Here is a 22,845-nt window from a genome sequence, read left to right as displayed (position 1 = left end):
TGTCAGGCTCCGTAAGGCAGTTCACGTATACAGGGAGGTTCCGGGCAGACTGGGGCGCGCCGGGACCGGCGTACCCGCTCGGCCTGCTACGGGGTCTGCTTGGCGCCGAGCAGCACGGTGTCGCGACCGTCCTCCTCGGCGAGCTGGACCTTGACCGTCTCCCGCAGCGACGTGGGGAGGTTCTTGCCGACGTAGTCGGCGCGGATGGGCAGTTCGCGGTGGCCGCGGTCGACGAGGACCGCGAGCTGCACCGCGCGGGGGCGCCCGATGTCGTTCAGGGCGTCGAGGGCCGCGCGGATGGTGCGGCCGGAGAAGAGCACGTCGTCGACGAGGACGACCAGCTTGCCGTCGATGCCGTCACCGGGGATCTCGGTGCGGGCCAGCGCACGCGGCGGGTGCATGCGCAGGTCGTCGCGGTACATGGTGATGTCGAGCGAGCCGACCGGGATCTTGCGGTCGGTGATCTGCTCCAGCTTGGCGGCGAGCCGCTGGGCGAGGAAGACGCCCCGGGTCGGAATGCCGAGGAGCACCACGTCGTCGGCGCCCTTGGCGCGTTCGACGATCTCGTGGGCGATGCGGGTGAGCACCCGTGCGATGTCAGGGCCTTCGAGGACGGGCCTCGCGCCTGACGCCTGCGGGTCCTGGTGCTCGTCGAGCTGCGGGTCCTGCTGGTCGTGCTTGTCCATACGAAACGGACCTCCTTCTCCGCCTCACGGGACGGACCTTAAAGGACGTCGGATTTGCGCCATCCACGGTAGCAGGCCGGTGCGACACGCCTGATCACCCCCCTGCCGCACCACTGTCACCCTCTTGGCCCAACCGATCACCGATACCACGGAAGAGTCGGTGTGGACCATTCGGCTTGACGCAGAAGAATCACGCTGCGTAACCTCACAGTGAGTTACCAGCCGCGCGGCCCTGCCGCGTCGACACAGTGCCGGGGAGCTATATGTCCAGCGAATACGCCAAACAGCTCGGGGCCAAGCTCCGGGCCATCCGCACCCAGCAGGGCCTTTCCCTCCACGGTGTCGAGGAGAAGTCCCAGGGACGCTGGAAGGCGGTCGTGGTCGGTTCGTACGAGCGCGGCGACCGTGCCGTGACCGTACAGCGCCTTGCCGAGTTGGCGGATTTCTACGGTGTCCCGGTTCAGGAGCTGCTGCCGGGCACCACGCCGGGCGGCGCCGCCGAGCCCCCGCCGAAGCTGGTCCTGGACCTGGAGCGTCTCGCCCACGTCCCGGTCGAGAAGGCGGGCCCCCTCCAGCGCTACGCGGCCACGATCCAGTCCCAGCGCGGTGACTACAACGGCAAGGTCCTCTCGATCCGCCAGGACGACCTGCGCACACTCGCCGTCATCTACGACCAGTCGCCCTCGGTCCTGACCGAGCAGCTGATCAGCTGGGGCGTCCTGGACGCGGACGCGCGTCGCGCGGTCTCCCACGAGGAGAGCTGAGCCCTTCCGCGGGCTGCGCAGAAACGTGCCGCCGGGGTGGCCGGAACTTGACGGTTCCGGCCACCCCGGCGGCGTTCTACGGGCCTGTGGGGTGCCAGGGGTACGGGGATGAGCATGGACACGCCGGAGGGCCCGCAGACGTGACGCTGCGGGCCCTCCGGCGTTCGTAGTACCGCTGACTGCTTGTACCGCTGCCTAGGCCTCGTCGCGGCGCAGGGACGGCTTGAGCTCCTTGAGACGGCCGAGCAGGCCATTGACGAACGAGGGCGACTCGTCCGTGGAGAACTCCTTCGCCAGCTGCACCATCTCGTCGAGGACGACGGCCTCCGGGGTCTCGTCGGACCAGATCAGCTCGTAGGCACCCAGGCGCAGGATGTTGCGGTCGACGACCGGCATCCGGTCGAGCGTCCAGCCGACCGAGTACTGGGCGATCAGCTCGTCGATGCGCGTCGCGTGCGCCGCGTACCCCTCGACCAGCTGCATCGTGTACTCGCTCACCGGCGGCTGCCGGGTGTCGGACCGGGAGAGCCGGACCCAGTCCGCGAGGACCGTCAGGACGTCGGCCCCGCGCTGGTCGCCCTCGAAGAGGATCTGGAAGGCACGCTTGCGGGCCGTGTTGCGGGCAGCCACGGTTAGCTGTTCACCCGGCCGAGGTAGTCGCTCGTGCGGGTGTCGACCTTGATCTTCTCTCCGGTGGTGATGAAGAGCGGGACCTGGATCTGGTGGCCCGTCTCCAGCGTGGCGGGCTTGGTGCCGCCGGTGGAGCGGTCGCCCTGGACGCCCGGCTCGGTGTCCTGGATCACGAGCTCGACGGCGGCCGGCAGCTCGACGAAGAGCACCTCGCCCTCATGCTGCGCGACGGTGGCCATGAAGCCCTCGATGAGGAAGTTGGCGGCGTCGCCGACGGCCTTGCGGTCGACCATGAGCTGGTCGTAGGTCTCCATGTCCATGAAGACGAAATACTCGCCGTCCATGTACGAGAACTGCATGTCGCGCTTGTCGACAGTGGCCGTCTCGACCTTGACGCCGGCGTTGAAGGTCTTGTCGACGACCTTGCCGGAGAGCACGTTCTTGAGCTTGGTGCGCACGAAAGCCGGGCCCTTGCCGGGCTTGACGTGCTGGAACTCGACGACGGACCAGAGCTGGCCGCCTTCGAGCTTGAGCACCATGCCGTTCTTGAGGTCGTTCGTGGAAGCCACGGTTGCGGAATCTCCTGGACTGACGTACGACCCCGGGGCAAGCGCTAGAGCGCGAGCAGCTCCTTGGTCGTGATGGTGAGTAGCTCGGGTCCGCCGTCCGCCTCGGGGCGTACGACGAGCGTGTCATCGATCCGGACACCGCCCCGGCCCGGGAGGTGGACCCCCGGTTCGACGGTGACCGGCACGCAAGCGTCCAGTTTACCCATGGCCGCGGGACCCAACTGCGGGTCCTCGTCGATTTCGAGCCCGACCCCGTGACCAGTCAGTTCGGGAAGGCCCGCCGCGAACCCCGCGGAGTCGAGCACCTGACGTGCCGCGTGGTCCACGTCACGGTACGCGGCGCCGGGCGCGAGGGACTCCCGTCCGGCGCGCTGGGCTGCGAAGACCAGGTCGTACAGCTCGATCTGCCAGTCCGCGGGCGAGGTGCCGATGACGAAGGTCCGGCCGATCTCGCAGCGGTAGCCGCGATAGGTCGCCCCCAGACAGACGGAGAGGAAGTCGCCCTCCTCGACCCGGCGGTCGGTGGGGCGGTGGCCGCGGCGGCCGGAGTTCGGGCCGGTCGCGACGGAAGTGGGGAAGGCGGGGCCGTCGGCGCCGTGGTCGACGAGACGGCGCTCCAGTTCCAGGGCGAGATGCCGTTCGGTACGGCCGACGAGGATGGATTCGAGCAGTTCACCGAGGGCCTGGTCGGCGATCTCGGCGCCGATGCGCAGGCAGGAGATCTCCTCCTCGTCCTTCACCACCCTCAGCTGCTCGACCGCGCCCCCGAGGTCGGCCAGGCGCAGGCCCGGGGCTACGGAGCGGATGGCGCGGTGCCGGGCCACCGTGAGGTGGTGCTCCTCCAGGGCCAGGGAATCGGTGCCCTGCGTCACGAGGAGGCCGACGGCCGCGACGGCGGGGTCGCCTCCGGCTCGGGGCAGGGCGTGCACCCGTAGCGCCTCGTCGAGGCGACCTTCGGCGGGCCGGTCGTTCGGCGGGCCCGCACTCACCAGCAGTTCCTCGCGCTTTCCCAGCAGCAGGACGGCACCGGGCGGGGCGATGCCCGCGAGGTACCGCACATTGGCTGGACGGGAGATCAGCGCTGCCGCGCTGCCGGCCGCGCTGCAGCGCTCCCGTAGGCGATTTCGGCGGGACGCGTACACCTCTGACATGTGCCGAGCGTATGAGCTCCGCGGGGTTGGCGCCGGTTGGGGAGGCCGAGTGGGGCAACGGCGCGTTGTCGGGTGCGGGTGCGTGGGGGTTGTTCGCGCCCACGCGGCGAAGCCGCATATCGACACGGCCCCGCGCCCCTGGGTGAGTGCGGTCCCCCGCGTCAGCAGCTCGGGGCGATTGCCCTCCCCCTGTCTCTACCAGTTCGGGGGGCTGGTGATGGATCTTGCCAGGACCTCGTTCAGGAGGTGGGCGGTTTGGGGGACGTCGAGCTGGGAGTTGTCGATGATCGGGAGGCCCGAGCCGTACCAGCCGGCCATGCGACCGTGGATGCGGGCGACCTCCTCGTCGGTGAGGCGGCGGTTGCCGGAGCGTTCGGCGTTGCGTTCCAGGACGATCTCCAGGCCCGGGAGGAGGACGACGGGCAGGAGGCCGGGGCCCACGTGGCGCTTCCAGCCGCCGAGGCCGACCACGGGGCGGTCGGGGAAGACGGCGTCGTCGAGGATGCAGGAGATGCCGTTGGCGAGGAAGTTGCGGGCGGCGAACCCGCAGGTGCGGCGGGCCAGCCGGTACTGCGCCTCGGAGTGGTCGTTCCAGCCGGACTGGGGGTCGGCGAAGCCGGAGCGGACCCATTCGCGGACGTCGTCGAGGCTGATGTGCGCGGTGGGGACGCGGCGGTGGTCGGCCCAGTACTTGGCGACGCTCGTCTTGCCGGCGCCCGCGGGTCCGATCAGGAGGACGGCCAGGGTGGTGGTCGTCGGGTCGGGCGCGGCCGGTGTCGGGGGCGCGCTGGGCGCGGCCACCGGGCCGCCCGGCGGGAGCGGGACGTGGCCGGTGGTGTCGGGGGCCGGGACGGGCGGCGCGGGCGGTACCGGGGGGAGCGGCACGGTGGGCGGCCCTCCGGTGAAGCCCGGGGGCGGCGGGGGCACGGGGGCGGGCCCTTGCTGGGGGCCTGGGCCCGAGGGGTGCGGACCCGGATGATGCGGGCCCGGGTGGTGCGCGGCCGGCGACCAACCGTGGGCCGGACCGTGCCCCGGCTGAGGGGGCTGCGGCAGCGGAGACCCCACTGCGTGCTGCATCCGGTGCCACTCCGTCTCGTTCTTCTGGGCTCGGTTCGCCGCGGGCGAGGGACGCCGGCGGCGGGGGTGAACCCGCTTTCCTCCACACCCTAAAGGGCGTGACGGGGGGGCGTTGTCCGAACCGTACCGCCCCTGGTCGTTGTTCTGGGAACGGCCGGGGGCGGCACCAAGTGCCCGTGACGGGAGGCGAATCGGTAAGAAGTCCGCGTGCGGGGACTTACTGACCGACTTCGCCGTAGGCGGCCAGCAGGACCGCCGGGTCGGGACCCTCCAGGACGGTCGGCTTGGCGAGACCGTCGAGGACGATGAAGCGGAGCAGGTCGCCCCGGGACTTCTTGTCGACCTTCATGGTCTCCAGGAGCTTGGGCCACTGGTCGTAGCGGTAGTGCAACGGCAGGCCCACCGACTCCAGTACCGTGCGGTGACGGTCGGCCGTCGCGTCGTCCAACCGGCCCGCGAGACGGCCGAGTTCGGCGGCGAAGTGCATGCCGACGGCGACCGCGGCTCCGTGCCGCCACTTGTAGCGCTCGTTCTTCTCGATGGCGTGCGCGAGGGTGTGGCCGTAGTTGAGGATCTCCCGCAGACCCGACTCCTTCAGGTCGGAGGAGACGACGTCCGCCTTCACCTTGATGGAGCGCTCGATGAGCTCCGCGGTGTGCGGGCCCGCCGGGGTGCGGGCGGCCTCGGGGTCGGCCTCGATGAGGTCGAGGATCACCGGGTCGGCGATGAAGCCGGCCTTGATGATCTCCGCCAGACCGGACACGTAGTCGTTGACCGGCAGCGAATCCAGCGCGGCCAGGTCGCACAGCACGCCGGTCGGCGGGTGGAAGGCACCCACGAGGTTCTTGCCCTCGGCGGTGTTGATGCCGGTCTTGCCGCCGACGGCCGCGTCGACCATGGCCAGCACGGTGGTGGGGACGGCGATCCAGCGCACACCGCGCAGCCAGGTCGCCGCGACGAAGCCGGCCAGGTCGGTGGTCGCGCCGCCGCCGACGCCCACGACGACGTCGGTGCGCGTGAAGCCGGACTGGCCGAGCGCCTTCCAGCAGTAGGCGGCGACCTCGGCGGTCTTGGCCTCCTCCGCGTTCGGCACCTGGATGGCGACGGCCTCGTAGCCCTGCTCGGCCAGGTCGGCGCGGAGCGCGTCGCCGGTCCCGGCGAGCGCCTCGGGGTGGATGACGGCGACCCGCTTGGCCCTGGCGCCGATCAGCCCTCCGAGTTCACCGAGCAATTGACGGCCGATCAGGACCTCGTACGGCTCGGAGCCCGCGCTGCCGCCTACCCGGATCCGCGTCACAGACTCGCTCATGCTTCCTTCAACTCCAGTGCGTCCAGGGCGGCTTGCGTGACCTCTTCGGGCGTACGGCCGTCCGTCGGTACGACGGCCGTGGCGACCTCCTCGTACAGGTGCCGCCGCGCCTCCATCAGCTCGCGCCACTGCTTGCGCGGGTTGACGGCGAGCAGCGGCCGGGCCGCGTTGAGGCCGGTGCGCTTCACCGCCTCCTCGACGTCCATCGAGAGGTAGACGACGCGTCGGCCGGAGAGCAACTCGCGGGTGTCGGCGTCCAGAATGGCGCCGCCGCCGAGGGCGAGGACGCCGTCGTGCTGGACCAGTGCCTGCGCGACGGCCTCCTTCTCCAGCGCGCGGAAGGCGGGCTCGCCCTCCTCGACGAAGATGTCGGCGACGGTCCGGCCCTGCGCGGCGACGATGTCGGCGTCGGTGTCCCGGTAGCCGACCCCGAGCCGCTCGGCCAGCAGCGCGCCCACAGTGGTCTTGCCGACCCCCATCGGGCCGACCAGCACGACCAGGGGAGCGCTCATCGGACGGTCAGGTTGTCGAGGTAGGACCGCACGTTGCGGCGGGTCTCGGGGACGCTGTCACCGCCGAACTTCTCGGCGACCGCGTCGGCGAGGACGAGGGCGACCATGGCCTCGGCGACGATCCCGGCCGCGGGCACGGCACACACGTCGGAGCGCTGATGGTGGGCCTGGGCGGCCTCGCCGGTGGCGACGTCCACCGTCTGCAGGGCACGCGGCACGGTGGCGATCGGCTTCATCGCGGCCCGCACACGCAGCAGCTCACCGGTGGTCAGACCGCCCTCGGTGCCGCCGGAGCGGCCGGTGGCCCGCCTGATGCCCGCGGGTGTGGTGATGATCTCGTCGTGGGCCTTGGAGCCGGGCACCCGGGCCAGGTCGAAGCCGTCGCCGAGCTCCACGCCCTTGATCGCCTGGATGCCCATGAGCGCGGCGGCCAGCCGGGCGTCCAGCTTGCGGTCCCAGTGCACGTGCGAGCCGAGGCCCACGGGCACGCCGTACGCCAGCACCTCGACGACGCCACCGAGGGTGTCACCGTCCTTGTGGGCCTGGTCGATCTCGGCGACCATCGCCTTCGACGCGTCGGCGTCCAGGCAGCGCACCGGGTCGGCGTCGAGCTTCTCGACATCGGCGGGGGTCGGGTACACGCCGTACGGGGCCTTGGCGGCGGCCAGCTCGACGACGTGCGAGACGATCTCGATCCCGGCCGTCTCCTTGAGGTACGAACGGGCCACCGCGCCGAGCGCCACGCGGGCCGCGGTCTCCCGGGCCGAGGCGCGCTCCAGGATCGGCCGGGCCTCGTCGAATCCGTACTTCTGCATGCCGGCGAGGTCGGCGTGGCCGGGGCGCGGACGGGTCAGCGGCGCGTTGCGGGCGAGGCCCGCGAGCACCTCGGGGTCGATGGGGTCGGCCGCCATGACCTGCTCCCACTTGGGCCACTCCGTGTTGCCGACCATGATCGCGACCGGCGAGCCCAGGGTGAGGCCGTGCCGCACTCCGCCGAGGAAGGTGACCTCGTCCTGCTCGAACTTCATCCGGGCACCGCGACCGTATCCGAGCCGCCGCCGTGCCAGATGGTCCGCGACCATCTCCGTGGTGATCGGCACGCCGGCGGGAAGGCCCTCCAGCGTCGCCACGAGTGCGGGACCGTGGGACTCCCCCGCGGTCAGCCAGCGCAACCTGCTCAACGGTGCTCCTCAGTATCCGCGCCCTGCTGCTGCCCTGCGTACGCGCGTCCTCGCGTACGGCGACGGCGCGACCGGGTGCGCGACCCTGGCCCGCCACCTCCGATCCTCCCACGTTCGCCCCGCGGACCCGGCCGCCGGTCCACAAGACGGACGCGAGCGACGGGGCGGGACGGCACCGCGGATCAGGCCGAGCCCTCCCGCTGCGGCTGCTGCGGTGCGTAGGAGCCGAGGAAGTCGGCGCCGCTGGGCTGCCGGGGCTGTGCCTGCTGTGCCTGCTGTGTCTGCTGTGCCTGCTGTGCCTGCTGTGCCTGCTGTGCCTGCTGCGGGGCGTACTGCCCCAGGTAGTCCGCGCCCCGCCCCTGGCCCTGCGCCTGCTGCGCCACCGCGACGGCCGGCGCACCGGACCGCACCGCGCGCCGGTGGGAGATCCAGCGCTTCAGCTTGAGCAGCCACGACAGGACGACGATCCCGATGATCAGGCAGAGCACGGGCACCTGGATCCAGTCCGGCATGAATTTCAGGACGATCTCGAAGATTTCGCCCTTTCCGGACGCGAGTGGCACAGCTGTGGTCATGAGTGGTTACCCCCCTGGTACGGCCCCCGTAGCTGTTCCGCCCCCTGCGGAACAGCAGCGGATCTTACCGGGCCTCGAGCGCATGTTCGCCCGCTTTTCGCATCACGTCCACGGGAGCCGGCCTACGGCCCGTCATCTGCTCCACCTGGAGGACAGCCTGGTGCACCAGCAGGTCCAGCCCGCTGACCACGGCACCGCCGTACATGGACCAGCGGGCGGCGAGTGCGGTCGGCCAGGGGTCGTAGAGCACGTCGAAGAGCGTGGCGGGACGCTCCGGCACGGCGGCTGCCAGGGCGTCGGTGGTACCGGCAGGGGTGGTGGCGATCACCAGGGGCGCACGCAGCGCCTGCTCCGCGTCCGCCCAGTCCGCCGTACGGACCTCGACGTCGAGCCGCTCGCCCCACTGCCGCATCTCGGCGGCCCGGGCCTCGCTGCGGACGTAGGCGACGACCTCGCCGGTGCAGACCCGCGCCAGGGCGGCGAGCGCCGAGGAGGCGGTCGCGCCGGCGCCCAGGATCGCGGCCGAGTCCACCTGTTCGATGCCACGTTCACGCAGGGCGGCGACCATGCCGGGGATGTCGGTGTTGTCCCCGACGCGGCGGCCGTCCTCGGTGAAGACGACCGTGTTGACCGCCTCGACGGAGGTCGCCGTCTCGCTGATCCCGTCGAGCAGCGGGATGACGGCCCGCTTCAGCGGCATGGTCAGGGACAGCCCCGCCCACTCGTCGTCCAGCTCCGCGAAGAACCCGGGCAGTGCCTCCTCGTCGACCTCGAAGCGGTCGTACGACCAGTCGGCGAGCCCGAGTTCCCGGTAGGCGGCGCGGTGCAGCACCGGGGAGAGGGAGTGGGCGATGGGGCTGCCGAGCACGGCGGCCCGGCGACGCCGGACGCCCTCCGTACGCATGGTGTCGCTCATTGAAATCCGTGATCCGAAATCAGTTGGCGGATGCTTCGTTGAACTTGTCCTTGAGCCGCTGGAATTCCGCGTACGTCTTGGCGAATTCGGTGTTGTTCTCGCCGTCGGTCGCCACGAAGTAGATCCAGCCGTCGTGCGTCGGATTCATTGTCGCCTTCAGCGCGTCGTCACCGGGATTGCCGATGGGTCCGGGCGGGAGACCCTTCTGCGTGTACGTGTTGTACGGGTCCTGGTTGCTGTTGATCTCGGACTCGCTGATGTTGATGTTGCTCTCGTTCTTCAGGTAATTGAAGGTCGAGTCGAACTGAAGCTTCTGGTTGGTCTCGGTGTTCGTGGGCTTGAGGCGGTTGTAGACGACCTCCGCCATCTTGCGGAAGTCGTCGTGCGTCTTGCCCTCGGCCTGGACGAGGCTGGCGACCGTGATGACCTGCAGCGGGCTCTCCAGCTTGAGTTCCCGGGCCTTCGCCTCCAGGTCGTACTTGCCGTACGCCTCGTTGGCCTGGGACACCATCTCCTTCAGGACCGTCTCCGGCTTCATGCCCTTGGCGGCGGGATAGGTGCCCGGATAGAGGAAACCCTCCAGCGGCTCCTTTATGTCCTTGTTGTCGTTCGCCCAGTCGGGCAGGCCGAGGCTCTTGTACTCCTTTTCGGCGGCCTTCTGGGTGGCGCCCGAGGCGAGTTCGAGTTTCTGGTCGATCGCCTTGTACACCTGAACGTTGCGCTCCCCCGGCCTGACCAACACATTGGCCTGGCTCTTGCGGTCGAGCATCATGTCCAGCGCACTGGCGGCCGACATCTCCTTTTTCAGGATGTAGGCGCCTGCCTGGATCTTGTTGCCATCGGGATTGTTCGCCTGAGCCGAGACGAAGGCGTCCACGCTCTTGACGACGCCGGCGGCCTTCAGTTTCTGGCCGATGACGTAGCCTTCCGCGCCCTTCGGGATCTCGACGGTCACCTTCTGGTCGGTGCCGCTGCCCGCGAAGTCCGGCGCCGGGGCGAAACGATTTTGGTAGAACTGGTAGCCGAAGTACCCGACGCCGGCCAGACCGCCGCCCAGGACGACCACGACCAGCAGGCAGGCGGTCCCGTTGCGGCCCTTCTTGCCCTTGCCGCCCTTGCCCTTCCCACCCGTGCCCTTGTCGCCGCGCCCTCGCCGGTCGCCGCGTCCTCGGCGCTCTCCCGGCTCGTCGTCCTCGTCATCGCCGCCCGCGAAGAAGGCGTGCTCGCCCTGGTCGGGTCCCGGGTCCCAGTCGGTCTCGGGCTCCGGTTCGGTGCGGCGCCTGCCGGGCGGTTCCGGCGGCGGATAGGCGTCCTGAGTGCCGTAGAAGTCGGGCTGTTCACCGCCGGGGCCGACGGGCTGCTGCCCATAGAGGTCCGCCGGGTCGGCGGGGTACGGGACGTGCGGCTGCTGCGCTCCGGTGCCGTCCCCCCAACCGCCCTGGTCGTACGGCTGTTGGCCCTGTCCCTGAGCGGCGTAGTTCTGCGGGTCGTAGTGCTGCTGGTGCTGCGGGTCGTACTGCTGCTGCTGGTCGTACTGGTGCTGCTGCGGGTCGTACTGGTGCTGCTGCGTCTGTCCGTACGCGGCCTGCTGGTCGTCCCAGTCGCCGAATCCCGGCTGCTGCGGATAGTGGTGCTGCTGCTGGCCGCCGTAGGCAGACTGCTGACCCACGTGGGCCTGCTGCCCTTCCCATCCGCCGTCCCCGTACAACGGGTCCTCCGGATGCCACGGTTCGGAGCCTGGGCCCCGGCCATACTCAGTCATCGATCCCCTAGAGCCGCGAGGCGGCGGTCGCTCGGTGTTCACGCCCCGGCTCCCGTCCCGCCTCTCTCTGTGCGGCGGCTGTTCGAACACCACCGCATCGCGCGGAACGTTACCGTATCGCGATCAGATGACCACTTCGACGCCCTCGCCGGGTGCTTTACCTGACACCCGTTCGGATTCGAGGGCCTGCTGCAGGATGACCACGGCCGCCGCCTGGTCGATCACCGAGCGGCCCTTCTTCGTCTTCACTGCTGAGGCGCGCAGTCCCTGACTGGCCGTCACGGTCGTCATCCGCTCGTCGACGAGCCGGACCGGGACCGGTGCGATGCCCTTCGCCAGCTCCTGCGCGAATCCGCGAACCTTTACCGCGGCCGGGCCCTCGCCCCCCTTGAGGGAGCGAGGGAGACCGACGACGACCTCGATCGGCTCGTACTCCTCGACCAACTGCCTCAGCCGCCGGTGAGCCGTCGGAATGTCCCGGCCGGGGACCGTCTCCACGGGAGTGGCGAGGATCCCGTCGGGGTCGCACGAGGCGACCCCGATCCGGGCGTCCCCGACATCGATCGCGAGTCGACGGCCCCTCCTCATCGACTGGCTCACTTGGCTGTTTCCGCCACGAGGCGCTCGACGGCGTCGACGGCCTCGCCGACGGCGGCCGGGTTCTGGCCACCGCCCTGGGCGACGTCCGGCTTGCCGCCACCGCCGCCGCCGAGGGTCTTGGCGGCCGTGCGGACCAGGTCACCGGCCTTCAGGCCGCGCTCGCGGGCGGCCTCGTTGGTGGCGATGACCGTCAGCGGCTTGCCGTTGTTGACCGTGAACAGGGCCACCACGGCGGCCCGGCCGCCCTGGATGCGGCCGCGCACGTCGAGGACGAGCTTGCGCAGGTCGTCCGGGGTCGTACCGTCCGGCACCTGGCCGGTGACGAGCGCGACACCGCGCACGTCCTTGGCCGACTCGACGAGACCGGCGGCGGCCTGGAGAACCTTCTCGGCGCGGAACTTCTCGATCTCCTTCTCGGCGTCCTTCAGCTTGCCGAGCATGGCGGAGACCTTCTCCGGGAGCTCCTCCGAACGGCCCTTGATCAGCTCCTGGAGCTGGGCGACGACCGTGTGCTCACGCGCGAGGAAGTTGTAGGCGTCGACACCGACGAGGGCCTCGATACGGCGCACACCGGAACCGATGGAGGACTCGCCGAGCAGCTTCACCAGTCCCAGCTGGGCGGTGTTGTGCACGTGCGTGCCACCGCACAGCTCCTTGGAGAAGTCGCCGATGGTGACCACGCGGACGCGCTCGCCGTACTTCTCGCCGAACTCGGCGATGGCGCCCTGCTTCTTGGCCTCGTCGATGCCCATGACGTCGGCGCGGACGTCGAGGTCGCGGGCGAGCACCTCGTTGATCTTCTGCTCGACGTCGGTCATCACGGCCGTGGGAACGGCGGACGGCGAGCCGAAGTCGAAGCGGAAGCGGCCGGGCTGGTTCTCCGAACCGGCCTGGGCGGCCGTCGGGCCGAGGGCGTCACGCAGGGCCTGGTGCGTCAGGTGCGTGGCCGAGTGGGCGCGGGCGATGGCCGTGCGGCGGCGGGAATCGATCGAGGCCTGGGCCTTGGCGCCGACGGTGACCTCGCCGACCTGGACGACACCCTTGTGGACGTAGACGCCGGGCACCGGCTTCTGGCAGTCGCGGATCTCGATGACGGCACCGGTGTCGACCTTGATGCGGCCGGTGTCGCCGATCTGGCCGCCGCCCTCGGCGTAGAACGGGGTGCGGTCGAGGACGATCTCGACCTCGTCGCCCTCGCCGGCAGCCGGGGAGGAGACGCCGTCGACGAGGATGCCGACGATCGTGGTCTCGCCCTCGGTGTCCGTGTAGCCGATGAAGTCGGTCTCACCGGTCCGGTCGGCGATCTCACGATAGGCACCGGCGCCGGCGTGGCCGGTCTTCTTGGCCTGGGCGTCGGCCTTGGCGCGCTCCCGCTGCTCCTTCATCAGGCGGCGGAAGCCATCCTCGTCCACGGACAGCCCCTGCTCGGCGGCCATTTCGAGGGTGAGGTCGATCGGGAAGCCCCAGGTGTCGTGGAGCAGGAACGCCTTGTCGCCGGCCAGAACCGTGCCACCGGACTGCTTGGTCTCGGTGACGGCGGTGTCGAGGATGTTGGTGCCGGCCTTCAGCGTCTTGAGGAAGGCGTTCTCCTCGGCGAGGGCGACCTTCTCGATGCGCTCGCGGTCGGTGACCAGCTCCGGGTACTGCTGGCCCATCATGGCGATCACGGTGTCGATCAGGTCGAGCACGACCGGGCCGGTGGCGCCGAGCAGGCGCATGTTGCGGATGGCACGGCGCATGATGCGGCGCAGGACGTAGCCGCGGCCCTCGTTGCCGGGGGTGACGCCGTCGCCGATGAGCATCACGGAGGTACGCATGTGGTCGGTGACCACGCGCAGGGAGACGTCCGAGTCGTGGGCGTCGCCGTAGGCCACGCCGGTCAGCTCGGTGGCCTTCTTGATGACGGCCATGGAGGTGTCGATCTCGTACATGTTCTGCACGCCCTGCAGAATCATGGCGAGGCGCTCCATGCCGAGGCCCGTGTCGATGTTCTTGCTCGGCAGCTCGCCGAGGATCTCGAAGTTGTCCTTGCCGATGCCCTCGCCGCGCTCGTACTGCATGAAGACGAGGTTCCAGATCTCCACGTACCGCTCGTCGTTGACGGCGGGGCCGCCCTCGGCGCCGAACTCGGGGCCGCGGTCGTAGTTGATCTCGGAGCAGGGGCCGCAGGGGCCGGGGACGCCCATGGACCAGTAGTTGTCCTTCATGCCGAGGCGCTGGATGCGCTCCTTCGGCACACCGACGACCTCGTGCCAGATGCGCTCGGCCTCGTCGTCGTCCTTGTAGACGGTGATCCAGAGCTTCTCCGGCTCCAGGCCGTAACCGCCCTTGTCCTGGGGGCTGGTGAGCAGCTCCCAGGCGTGCTTGATGGCGCCTTCCTTGAAGTAGTCGCCGAAGGAGAAGTTGCCGCACATCTGGAAGAACGTGCCGTGGCGGGTGGTCTTGCCGACCTCTTCGATGTCGGGGGTGCGCACGCACTTCTGCACGCTGGTGGCGCGCGCGAAGGGCGGCTTGACCTCGCCCAGGAAGTAGGGCTTGAAGGGCACCATGCCGGCGGGGACGAGGAGCAGAGTCGGGTCGTCCGCGATGAGCGACGCCGAAGGGACGACGGTGTGCCCGCGCTCCTCGAAGAAGCTCAGCCAGCGGCGGCGGATCTCAGCCGACTCCATCAGTGGTCCTCATTCCGGTTGTACGAGTACGTCGGGTCGACGTACTTCGGGTCGTTGCGGTTCTCGATCGCGGCGAACCGCCGGGGGGCGGGGAGTTCGGGGTCGGTGTCGATCCCGAGCGCGTCTCCCAGCTCGGCCTCCCGCTGGGCCATGTTGTCGCGGACGTCGAGTGCGAAGCCCACCGCGCGGTCCTTGAGCCGGTGCCCTGTCTCGAGCGCCTTGTTGGCCGCGGTCGCGGCGAGGCTCTCGGGGGTCAGCGCCCTCAGCTTGCGGTTGACCTTGGTGGTGGCCCACACCCCGGCGGCGACGCCGGAGGTGAACCAGAACGTACGGCGGAACATCGGTTGCCTCAGTCCTTCTTCCGCTTGCCCCACCGCGAGGCCGAGACCGTGCGGCCCACGATCACGGTGCTGCGGGGCGCCTTGGCCGGCACGTCGTCCTTGCGGCCGCCGAGGGCCCGGCGCACGCCGTAGCCGAAGGCGGCGACCTTGACCAGGGGGCCGCCGAAGGTGGAGGCGACGGTCGTCGACAGCGCGGACGCGTTGGAGGTGACCTCCTGGACGTCCGACGCGATCGCGTCGACCCGGTCGATCTGGGTCTGTGCGGAGCGCACCGCCGCGGAGGCGTCGGCCAGCAGCGGGACGGCCTGGTCGGTCACGTCCGCCACGAGCTTGGTGGTCGCCTTGAGCGTCTGGGCCAGCCTCGCGAGGGCCACCGCGAGGAAGGAGACCAGGATCGCCCAGAAGACGGCCACCAGGATCCCGGCCACCTCTCCACCGGACACTGCGCACCCGCTCCCTGAAACGTGCCTGTACATCGGTCTACTGCATCGAAAAAGTCGTGCACCGAGCCTATCGCGCCGAGGATGGGGCTCCGTACCGGATTAGGGGCCGGTGCATGCACGAACCCGCCGCCTCGCCCACCGGTGAGGGTGGGGAGACGGCGGGCCGAGTGGTGCGTGGTGTTACGACCGGCTGGTGATCAGCGGGCGTAGTACTCGACGACGAGCTGCTCGTCGCAGATCACCGGGATCTCCTTGCGGTTCGGCTCGCGGTCCAGGCGGAACGCCAGGGCACCGAGGTTCACCTGGAGGTAGCGCGGGGTCTCGCCGTCGGGGGCGAAGCCACCGGCACGGGCGACCTCGAACAGCGTCTTGCTGCGGCTGCGCTCGCGGACCATCACGACGTCGTCGGGACGGACGCGGAAGGAGGGCTTGTCGACCTTCTGGCCGTTGACCTCGATGTGGCCGTGGACGACCATCTGACGGGCCTGGTAGATGGTGCGGGCGATGCCCGAACGCAGGACCAGGGCGTCGAGGCGGCGCTCGAGCTCGATGATCAGGGCCTCACCGGTCTTGCCCTGCACCTTGGAGGCACGCTCGTAGGCGCGGACGAGCTGACGCTCGGACACGTCGTACTGCGCGCGCAGACGCTGCTTCTCGAGCAGACGGACCTTGTAGTCCGAGTTCTGCTTGCGGCCGCGGCCGTGCTCACCCGGCGGGTAGGGGCGGGCCTCGAAGTACTTGACGGCCTTCGGGGTCAGCGCGATGCCGAGCGCACGCGACTTCTTGACCTTGGGGCGGGACTGGTTCGCCACAATCTCTCATTTCTTGGTGTTCGGCTCGTCAGAGTTATGGGAGGTCGCAATCCGCAGCCGGGGAAACCCTTGGACCCGCACGGGGTCTTCCGGGCAGCCGCTCCCCTGGTCTGGGCACATATGTGCAGCACGCGAGTGGCCCACCTACCGTGATGGTGGTGGGCTGCCCGCGACACCATTCGAACGGTGCGCGACGCTCCTGGAACCCGCTGAGGGTTCCGGCCGGCTGTCCCGTTCTGACTGCACGGGACTCGGCACTTCGAGCGATTCTACAGGGTGCTCAGGACCGCCTTCGACCGAGGTGCTTCCTGGTCCACTCCACGGCGTCCGCGTACCGCGCCTCGGCGCCGTGCCGGGTCGGGGTGTAGTACTCGCGGTCCTTGATCTCGTCCGGTGCGTACTGCTGCTCGGCGATGCCCTCGTTCAGGTCGTGCGGATACACGTACCCCTGGGCATGCCCCAGCTTGGCCGCGCCCTTGTAGTGCCCGTCGCGCAGGTGCGGCGGGACGGGTCCGGCCAGTCCCTTGCGTACGTCGTCCAGGGCGGCGCCGATCGCGGTGGTCGCGGAGTTGGACTTGGGGGCCAGGGCGAGGGCGATGGTGGCGTGGCTGAGGGTGAGCGCGGCCTCGGGGAAGCCGATCATGGCGACGGCCTGGGCGGCGGCGACGGCGACGGGCAGCGCGTTCGGATCGGCGAGGCCGATGTCCTCGCTGGCGGAGATCATCAGTCGGCGGGCGATGAAGCGGGGGTCCTCACCGGCCTCGATCATGCGGGCCAGATAGTGCAGCGCGGCGTCGACGTCGGAGCCGCGGATGGACTTGATCAGGGCGCTGGCCACGTCGTAGTGCTGGTCGCCGTCGCGGTCGTACTTCACGGCGGCCCGGTCGACGGTCTCCTCGAGCGTCGTCAGGCCGATCTCGGTCTCGTCCTTGTCCAGCGCGGCCCCGGCGGCGGCCTCCAGCGCGGTCAGGGCGCGGCGGGCGTCACCGCCGGCGATGCGCAGGAGGTGTTCCTCGGTGTCCTCGGGGAGGGTGACGGCGCTGTTCAGGCCGCGTTCCTCGGTGAGGGCCCGCTTCAGCAGGGCCCGGATGTCGTCGTCGGTGAGGGGTTCGAGGGTGAGCAGGAGGGAGCGGGAGAGCAGGGGGGAGATGACGGAGAAGTAGGGGTTCTCCGTGGTCGCGGCGATCAGGGTGACCCAGCGGTTCTCGACGGCGGGGAGCAGGGAGTCCTGCTGGGCCTTGCTGAAGCGGTGGATCTCGTCGAGGAAGAGGACGGTCTCCTTGCCGTAGCCACCGGACGCGCGGCGGGCGCCGTCGATGACCGCGCGGACCTCCTTGACGCCCGCGGTGATCGCCGACAGTTCGACGAAGCGCTTGTTGGTGGCCTTGGAGACGACGTACGCCAGGGTCGTCTTGCCGGTGCCGGGCGGCCCCCAGAGGATCACGGAGGAGGGTCCGGCCGGGCCCTTCGCGCCCTCGCCGACCAGACGGCGCAGGGGTGATCCCGGCTTCAGCAGGTGCTGCTGGCCGACCACCTCGTCGAGGGTGCGCGGGCGCATCCGGACCGCCAGGGGGCTGCCGGTCGGGTCCTTCTCCTGGCGTTCTTCTGCTGCGGCGGTGAACAGGTCGGGCTCCACGCTGAAACCCTAAAACACCGTACTGACAATCCCTCGGGGACGGTCAGCTGGTCCAGAAGTCCCACCAGCGGGTGAGGATCAGCATGCCGATGATGCCGATGTGCAGCACCGGCATGACCCAGGTGAACTCGCCGAAGAAGCCCTTCAGCCAGCGCGGGGCGGGGAGGAAGCCGTTGCGGACGTTGAACGAGGTCACGTACCAGAACATGATGATCGTCGCGACCCAGGCCAGGGAGCACCACAGGCACAGGGCGTTGATCCGGTACAGGGACTGGAACATCAGCCAGGCGCAGAAGCTCACGCCGAAGAGCGTGCCGGCGTTGAAGGTGAGCCAGTACCAGCGCGGGAAGCGGGCGCGGGCCAGCAGGCTCATGCCGACGCAGATGACGATGCCGTAGCAGACCAGGCCGAGCATCGGGTTGGGGAAGCCGAAGGCGGCGGCCTGCTTGCTCTCCATCACGCTGCCGCAGGAGACCACGGGGTTGAGGCTGCATCCCGGGGTGAAGGTCTTGCCCTCGACCTTGGCCTCGAGCAGCTTGAACTTGTCGATCGTGATGACCCACGCGGCGAGCAGGCCGGCCGCGCCGGTGATCACCAGCATCAGCGCGAAGGCACGGCTGCCGCCGACCGTGCGCGGCGTGGCGGGTGCGCGCTCCGGCTCCGGCTCGGTGGAGACGTCTTTGACTGTCGTCTTGCTCATCACGCCGATTCCGTCACTTGAGAGTGGGATCTTCTCCGGGCACGGCCCATTCTGCCGCACACACCCGTCGGCTCACCGTTCGCTCGACATAAATGCCGGGCCGCGCCGCGACGAAGGCGCCGGTCACCAGGAAGGCACCGGCGCCTCGTCACCCGCAGGAGTGACTAGCCCAGACGGGATTCCAGCTCCGCGACGATCTCGTTGACGCCGACCGCCGTCTGCTCGCCGGACGCCATGTCCTTGAGCTGGACGACGCCCTCCGCGAGGTCGCGCTCGCCGGCGACGACGGTGAACCGGGCCCCGCTGCGGTTGGCGTTCTTCATCGCGCCCTTGAGGCCCTTGGCGCCGTAGGAGAAGTCGGCGGCGATGCCGACCTTGCGCAGTTCGGTGACCTTGGCGAACAGGATGCGCCGGGCCTCTTCGCCGAGCGGAACCGCGAACACCGTGGTGGACGCGGGGATTTCGAGTTCGACGCCCTCCGCCTCCAGGGCGAGGACCGTACGGTCGACGCCCAGCGCCCAGCCCACCGAGGGCAGCGCGGGGCCGCCGATCATCTCGGACAGGCCGTCGTAGCGGCCGCCGCCGCCCACCGCGGACTGGGACCCCAGCCCGTCGTGGACGAACTCGAAGGTGGTGCGGGTGTAATAGTCCAGGCCGCGCACCAGCTGCGGGTCGTCCTCGAAGGCGACGCCCGCGGCCGTGATCAGCTCACGGACCTCCTCGTGGTACGCCTTGCAGGCGTCGCAGAGGTAGTCGCGCAGCAGCGGGGCGTCCCCGAGCTGCTTCTGGACCGACTCGCGCTTGTCGTCCAGCACGCGCAGGGGGTTGATCTCCGCCCGGCGCAGCGTGTCCTCGTCGAGGTCCAGGCCGCGCAGGAAGTCCTGGAGGGCGGCCCGGTAGACCGGCCGGCACTCCTTGTCGCCCAGGGAGTTGAGCAGGATGCGGAAGTCGCGCAGCCCCAGCGAGCGGTACGCCTGGTCGGCCAGGATGATCAGCTCGGCGTCCAGGGCGGGGTCCTCGGCACCGATGGCCTCTGCGCCGACCTGGGAGAAGTGCCTGTAGCGGCCCTTCTGGGGACGCTCGTAGCGGTAGTACGAGCCGGAGTACCAGAGCTTGACCGGCAGGTTGCCCGCCTTGTGCAGGCTGGCCTCCAGAGCCGCGCGCAGTACGGAGGCCGTGCCCTCGGGACGCAGGGCGAGCTTGTCGCCGCCCTTGGTCTCGAAGGCGTACATCTCCTTGGTCACGATGTCGGTCGACTCGCCCACGCCGCGCGCGAACAGCTCGACGCTCTCGAAGCCGGGCGTCTCGACGTAGCCGTAGCCGGAGTTGCGCAACGGCGCGGCGATCGCCTCACGGACGGCGAGGTACTTGGCGGAATCGGGCGGCAGGAGGTCGTACGTGCCCTTGGGGGCCTTGAAGGTGCTCACGGGAAGTCTCTCGTCACATTCCTCGTCGGGGAGCCTGGGTCGCTCCCTGGCCGCCGGCGGCCACCTGCCGCAGATACGGGTTGGTGGCGCGCTCCTGGCCGATGGTCGTCTGGGGGCCGTGGCCGGACAGCACCACGGTCGAGTCGTCGAGCGGCAGGCACACGCGGGCCAGCGAGTCGAGCATCTCGGCCATGTCACCGCCGGGCAGGTCGGTGCGTCCGATGGAGCCGGCGAAGAGCAGGTCGCCCGAGAAGAAGACCGACGGGACGTCGGCGGCCTCGGGCATCCTGAACGTCACCGACCCCTTGGTATGGCCGGGCGCGTGCGTGACGGACAGCTCCAGACCGGCCAGTTCCAGCTTCGCGCCGTCGGCCAGCTCCTTGACGTCGTCCGGCTCCCCCACGGTGAGCTCGCCCATCAGCGGCATCCCGATGGAGCGGCCGAGCGCCTTCTCCGGGTCGCTCATCATGTAGCGGTCCTCGGGGTGGATCCAGGCCGGTACGTCGTGCGCGCCGCACACCGGGACGACCGAGGCCACGTGGTCGATGTGGCCGTGGGTGAGGACGACGGCGACGGGCTTGAGCCGATGCTTCTTCAGCGTTTCCTCGACGCTTTGGGTGGCCTGGTGGCCAGGGTCGATGATCACGCACTCCTCACCGGCGGCGGGGGCGACGAGATAACAGTTCGTCCCCCAGGCCCCGGCGGGGAACCCGGCAATGAGCACGATCGTCCTTCGTTGTGTCGATTCGGGCGGCTACAACTGTCGTCAGAGCCTACCGGCGCTGCCGATTCCTCAGCGAACCCATATACGGTACGGGGCACACGCAGGCGGTCGGCTCACAAGACGCACGCGTCCCAGTCGACGTACGAGACGCACGAGGAGAGAACCCGGTGGTCACCCAGGAACAGCGGAAGCGTCAGCTCGCCCGGGAGAAGTTCTTGCGGCAGCAGCAGCGGCGCACTGCCGCGCGGCGCAAGGCGCGTGTGCGCAACTCGGTGATCGCGTCCGTGCTCGGCGTGATCCTGATCGGCAGCCTGGCCCTGTACACGACGGGCGTCCTCAAGGACGACGACAAGGCGAACGCGAGCTCGGAAGCGAGCCCGTCCGCCTCCCCCAGCGCCGCGAAGGACCCGTGCGCGAAGCCGGCCGCGGGCAAGGTCAAGACGGAGAGCTGGAAGAAGGAGCCGGCGCTCACGATCGACAAGTCGGCGAAGTACACGATGAAGCTCGCCACGACCTGCGGTGACATAGACATCGCCCTGAAGGCGTCGGCGGCCCCGCACACCGTGAACTCGTTCGACTTCCTCGCGGGCAAGGGCTACTTCGACCACACGAAGTGCCACCGGCTGACCTCGAACACCATCTACGTGCTCCAGTGCGGCGACCCGACGGGCAGCGGCAGCGGCGGTCCCGGCTACACGATTCCGGACGAGAACCTGAAGGACAAGAGCCTCAAGGGCAACGTCTACCCGGCCGGCACGGTGGCGATGGCGAACACCGGGCAGCCGCACAGCGGCGGCAGCCAGTTCTTCCTCGTGTACCAGGACAGTCAGCTTCCGCCCAGCTACACACCGTTCGGTACCGTTTCCGAATCAGGCATGGCCGTTCTGAAGAAGATCGCCGCCGCGGGTGAGAGCACCGGCCAGGGGGACGGCGCCCCGAACGCGACGGTCGTGATCAACAGGGCGACGGTCTCGAAGTCCTGACGACCAGGACGGCCAACTGCGCAATTTCGGTCGCGCTGGATGCGGACAGGTAACCCGCTGGTCGCCTATGTTGGCCGTGACGAAACTGTGGACGATGCCCGGGGGTGCTGAGGCCCTCCGCAGGCATCATGTGGAGGAGGCGCTGTGAGCAGCGACCCGTGGGGCCGCGTCGACGAGACGGGGACCGTGTACGTGCGTACGGCCGACGGCGAGCAGGTCGTCGGTTCCTGGCAGGCCGGCTCCCCCGAGGAGGCGCTGGCCTACTTCGAGCGCAAGTACGAGGGCCTGGTTGTCGAGATCGGCCTCCTCGAAAAGCGAGTGCAGACCACCGATCTGTCGGCCAAGGACGCCCAGGTCGCCATCGACCACATCCGCGAGCAGGTCGACGCGCACCACGTGGTGGGCGATCTGGACGCCCTGCGGACCCGGCTCGACAAGCTCGTGCGGACCGTCGAGGCGCGCCGTGAGGAGCGCAAGGCGCAGCGGGCCAAGCAGTCCGACGCGGCACGCCAGGCCAAGGAGGACCTGGTGACCGAGGCGGAGCAGCTGGCCCAGTCCGACCAGTGGCGGGCCGCCGGTGAGCGGCTGCGCTCGCTGGTGGACACCTGGAAGTCGCTGCCGCGGCTCGACCGCAAGTCGGACGACGAGCTGTGGCACCGCTTCTCGCACGCGCGGTCGGCGTTCTCCAAGCGTCGCAAGGCGCACTTCGCGCAGCTGGACGCGCAGCGCGAGGAGGCACGCAGGATCAAGGAGCGGCTGGTCGCCGAGGCCGAGTCGCTGTCGAACTCGACGGACTGGGGCCCGACGGCCGCCCGCTACCGCGAGCTGATGGCGGAGTGGAAGGCGGCGGGCCGTGCCCAGCGCGAGCACGAGGACGACCTGTGGAACCGCTTCCGCGGCGCCCAGGACGTCTTCTTCGCCGCGCGCAGTTCGGTGTTCGCCGAGCGGGACGCCGAGCAGGCCGAGAACCTGAAGCTGAAGGAGGAGCTGGCCGAGGAGGCCGAGAAGATCCTCCCGGTGTCGGACCTCAAGGCCGCCCGCGCCGCGTTCCGCTCGATCAACGAGCGCTGGGAGGCCATCGGCCATGTCCCGCGGGACGCCCGGCCGAAGGTCGAGGGCCGTATGCACTCGGTCGAGCGGGCCATTCAGGAGGCCGAGGAGGCCGAGTGGCGCCGGACGAACCCGGAGGCACGCGCGCGTGCCGAGGGTCTGACCGGCCAGCTCCAGGCCGCCGTGGACAAGCTGACGGGCCAGATCGAGACCGCGCGGGCGCAGGGCAACACCGCGCGGGCCGAGAAGCTGGAGCGTGAGCTCGAGGGCCGTCAGGCGCTGCTCGACCAGGCTCTGAAGGGCCTGCAGGAGTTCGGCGGCTGACCTC

23 protein-coding genes are annotated in these 22,845 nt (G+C 69.9%); 3 read left to right on the top strand and 20 right to left on the bottom strand.

Features of this window, described 5'->3' with window-relative positions; translation table 11 throughout:
- Nucleotides 1-86: 86 nt before the first annotated feature.
- Nucleotides 87-686: a bifunctional pyr operon transcriptional regulator/uracil phosphoribosyltransferase PyrR gene (gene pyrR, locus IG99_RS06775; RefSeq protein WP_037670786.1), complete on the bottom strand. Its 600-nt coding sequence runs from the start codon at nt 684-686 to the stop codon at nt 87-89.
- Between the two features lie 263 nt (nt 687-949).
- On the opposite strand from pyrR, the gene bldD reads away from it, so the two are divergent.
- On the top strand, nt 950-1,450 hold the full coding sequence (bldD, locus tag IG99_RS06770) for a transcriptional regulator BldD (protein WP_009313753.1): 501 nt from the start codon (nt 950-952) through the stop codon (nt 1,448-1,450).
- 195 nt (nt 1,451-1,645) lie between these two features.
- Here bldD and nusB read toward each other — a convergent pair whose 3' ends face one another.
- The 19 genes from nusB to IG99_RS06675 all read right to left on the bottom strand — a co-directional run bounded on the left by nusB (nt 1,646) and on the right by IG99_RS06675 (nt 20,484).
- Entirely contained in the window at nt 1,646-2,080 is a 435-nt protein-coding gene (nusB, locus tag IG99_RS06765; protein ID WP_037670784.1) for a transcription antitermination factor NusB, read from the bottom strand.
- Nucleotides 2,081-2,082: 2 nt separating this feature from the next.
- Nucleotides 2,083-2,649, bottom strand: a complete 567-nt coding sequence (efp, locus tag IG99_RS06760) for an elongation factor P (protein ID WP_037670783.1) — start codon at nt 2,647-2,649, stop codon at nt 2,083-2,085.
- 44 nt (nt 2,650-2,693) lie between these two features.
- Entirely contained in the window at nt 2,694-3,800 is a 1,107-nt protein-coding gene (locus IG99_RS06755) for an aminopeptidase P family protein (protein WP_037670781.1), read from the bottom strand.
- A 195-nt stretch (nt 3,801-3,995) separates the two neighbouring features.
- The gene (locus IG99_RS06750) at nt 3,996-4,877 is read right to left on the bottom strand and encodes a Pro-rich N-terminal domain-containing protein (RefSeq protein ID WP_037670778.1); all 882 of its coding nucleotides are present in this window, start codon (nt 4,875-4,877) and stop codon (nt 3,996-3,998) included.
- 217 nt (nt 4,878-5,094) lie between these two features.
- Entirely contained in the window at nt 5,095-6,186 is a 1,092-nt protein-coding gene (gene aroB / locus IG99_RS06745; protein ID WP_037670777.1) for a 3-dehydroquinate synthase, read from the bottom strand.
- Entirely contained in the window at nt 6,183-6,698 is a 516-nt protein-coding gene (locus IG99_RS06740) for a shikimate kinase (protein WP_037670774.1), read from the bottom strand. Before IG99_RS06740 ends, aroB begins: the two co-directional genes overlap by 4 nt.
- Nucleotides 6,695-7,879 (bottom strand): chorismate synthase, encoded by a 1,185-nt coding sequence (aroC, locus tag IG99_RS06735; protein WP_037670773.1) that lies wholly within the window; start codon nt 7,877-7,879, stop codon nt 6,695-6,697. Before aroC ends, IG99_RS06740 begins: the two co-directional genes overlap by 4 nt.
- A gap of 182 nt (nt 7,880-8,061) precedes the next feature.
- Nucleotides 8,062-8,454, bottom strand: coding sequence for a hypothetical protein (locus IG99_RS06730; protein WP_037670771.1), 393 nt, complete (start codon nt 8,452-8,454; stop codon nt 8,062-8,064).
- A 64-nt stretch (nt 8,455-8,518) separates the two neighbouring features.
- On the bottom strand, nt 8,519-9,370 hold the full coding sequence (locus tag IG99_RS06725) for a shikimate dehydrogenase (RefSeq protein WP_234311759.1): 852 nt from the start codon (nt 9,368-9,370) through the stop codon (nt 8,519-8,521).
- 19 nt (nt 9,371-9,389) lie between these two features.
- Entirely contained in the window at nt 9,390-11,132 is a 1,743-nt protein-coding gene (gene mltG, locus IG99_RS06720; RefSeq protein WP_078947563.1) for an endolytic transglycosylase MltG, read from the bottom strand.
- Between the two features lie 123 nt (nt 11,133-11,255).
- A complete protein-coding gene (ruvX, locus tag IG99_RS06715) occupies nt 11,256-11,720 on the bottom strand; it encodes a Holliday junction resolvase RuvX (RefSeq protein ID WP_037671001.1) in 465 nt (154 codons plus the stop codon).
- An 8-nt stretch (nt 11,721-11,728) separates the two neighbouring features.
- Nucleotides 11,729-14,401, bottom strand: coding sequence for an alanine--tRNA ligase (alaS, locus tag IG99_RS06710; RefSeq protein WP_037670769.1), 2,673 nt, complete (start codon nt 14,399-14,401; stop codon nt 11,729-11,731).
- Entirely contained in the window at nt 14,401-14,742 is a 342-nt protein-coding gene (locus IG99_RS06705) for a hypothetical protein (RefSeq protein ID WP_037670768.1), read from the bottom strand. Before IG99_RS06705 ends, alaS begins: the two co-directional genes overlap by 1 nt.
- Nucleotides 14,743-14,750: 8 nt before the next feature.
- Nucleotides 14,751-15,218, bottom strand: a complete 468-nt coding sequence (locus tag IG99_RS06700) for a DUF948 domain-containing protein (RefSeq protein WP_107055840.1) — start codon at nt 15,216-15,218, stop codon at nt 14,751-14,753.
- A gap of 164 nt (nt 15,219-15,382) precedes the next feature.
- On the bottom strand, nt 15,383-15,997 hold the full coding sequence (gene rpsD, locus IG99_RS06695) for a 30S ribosomal protein S4 (protein ID WP_020138086.1): 615 nt from the start codon (nt 15,995-15,997) through the stop codon (nt 15,383-15,385).
- 280 nt (nt 15,998-16,277) lie between these two features.
- A complete protein-coding gene (locus IG99_RS06690) occupies nt 16,278-17,633 on the bottom strand; it encodes a replication-associated recombination protein A (RefSeq protein ID WP_037670765.1) in 1,356 nt (451 codons plus the stop codon).
- 43 nt (nt 17,634-17,676) lie between these two features.
- On the bottom strand, nt 17,677-18,333 hold the full coding sequence (locus IG99_RS06685; protein ID WP_037670764.1) for a vitamin K epoxide reductase family protein: 657 nt from the start codon (nt 18,331-18,333) through the stop codon (nt 17,677-17,679).
- A gap of 164 nt (nt 18,334-18,497) precedes the next feature.
- Nucleotides 18,498-19,760: a histidine--tRNA ligase gene (hisS, locus tag IG99_RS06680; RefSeq protein ID WP_037670762.1), complete on the bottom strand. Its 1,263-nt coding sequence runs from the start codon at nt 19,758-19,760 to the stop codon at nt 18,498-18,500.
- A 13-nt stretch (nt 19,761-19,773) separates the two neighbouring features.
- Nucleotides 19,774-20,484 carry an MBL fold metallo-hydrolase gene (locus IG99_RS06675; protein WP_037670761.1) on the bottom strand — a complete coding sequence of 237 codons (711 nt, stop codon included), beginning with the start codon at nt 20,482-20,484 and terminating at the stop codon, nt 19,774-19,776.
- 167 nt (nt 20,485-20,651) lie between these two features.
- Between IG99_RS06675 and IG99_RS06670 the strand changes: the two genes are divergently transcribed.
- Together IG99_RS06670 and IG99_RS06665 are read left to right on the top strand one after the other, a co-directional pair.
- Nucleotides 20,652-21,467: a peptidylprolyl isomerase gene (locus tag IG99_RS06670; protein WP_037670760.1), complete on the top strand. Its 816-nt coding sequence runs from the start codon at nt 20,652-20,654 to the stop codon at nt 21,465-21,467.
- Nucleotides 21,468-21,611: 144 nt separating this feature from the next.
- Nucleotides 21,612-22,841 (top strand): DUF349 domain-containing protein, encoded by a 1,230-nt coding sequence (locus IG99_RS06665; protein WP_037670759.1) that lies wholly within the window; start codon nt 21,612-21,614, stop codon nt 22,839-22,841.
- The last annotated feature ends 4 nt before the right edge of the window (nt 22,842-22,845 follow it).

The sequence above is a fragment of the Streptomyces griseus subsp. griseus genome (assembly GCF_000720255.1).
Taxonomy (GTDB): Bacteria; Actinomycetota; Actinomycetes; order Streptomycetales; family Streptomycetaceae; genus Streptomyces; species Streptomyces griseus_I.
This window is presented reverse-complemented; position numbering and strand designations above follow the sequence as displayed.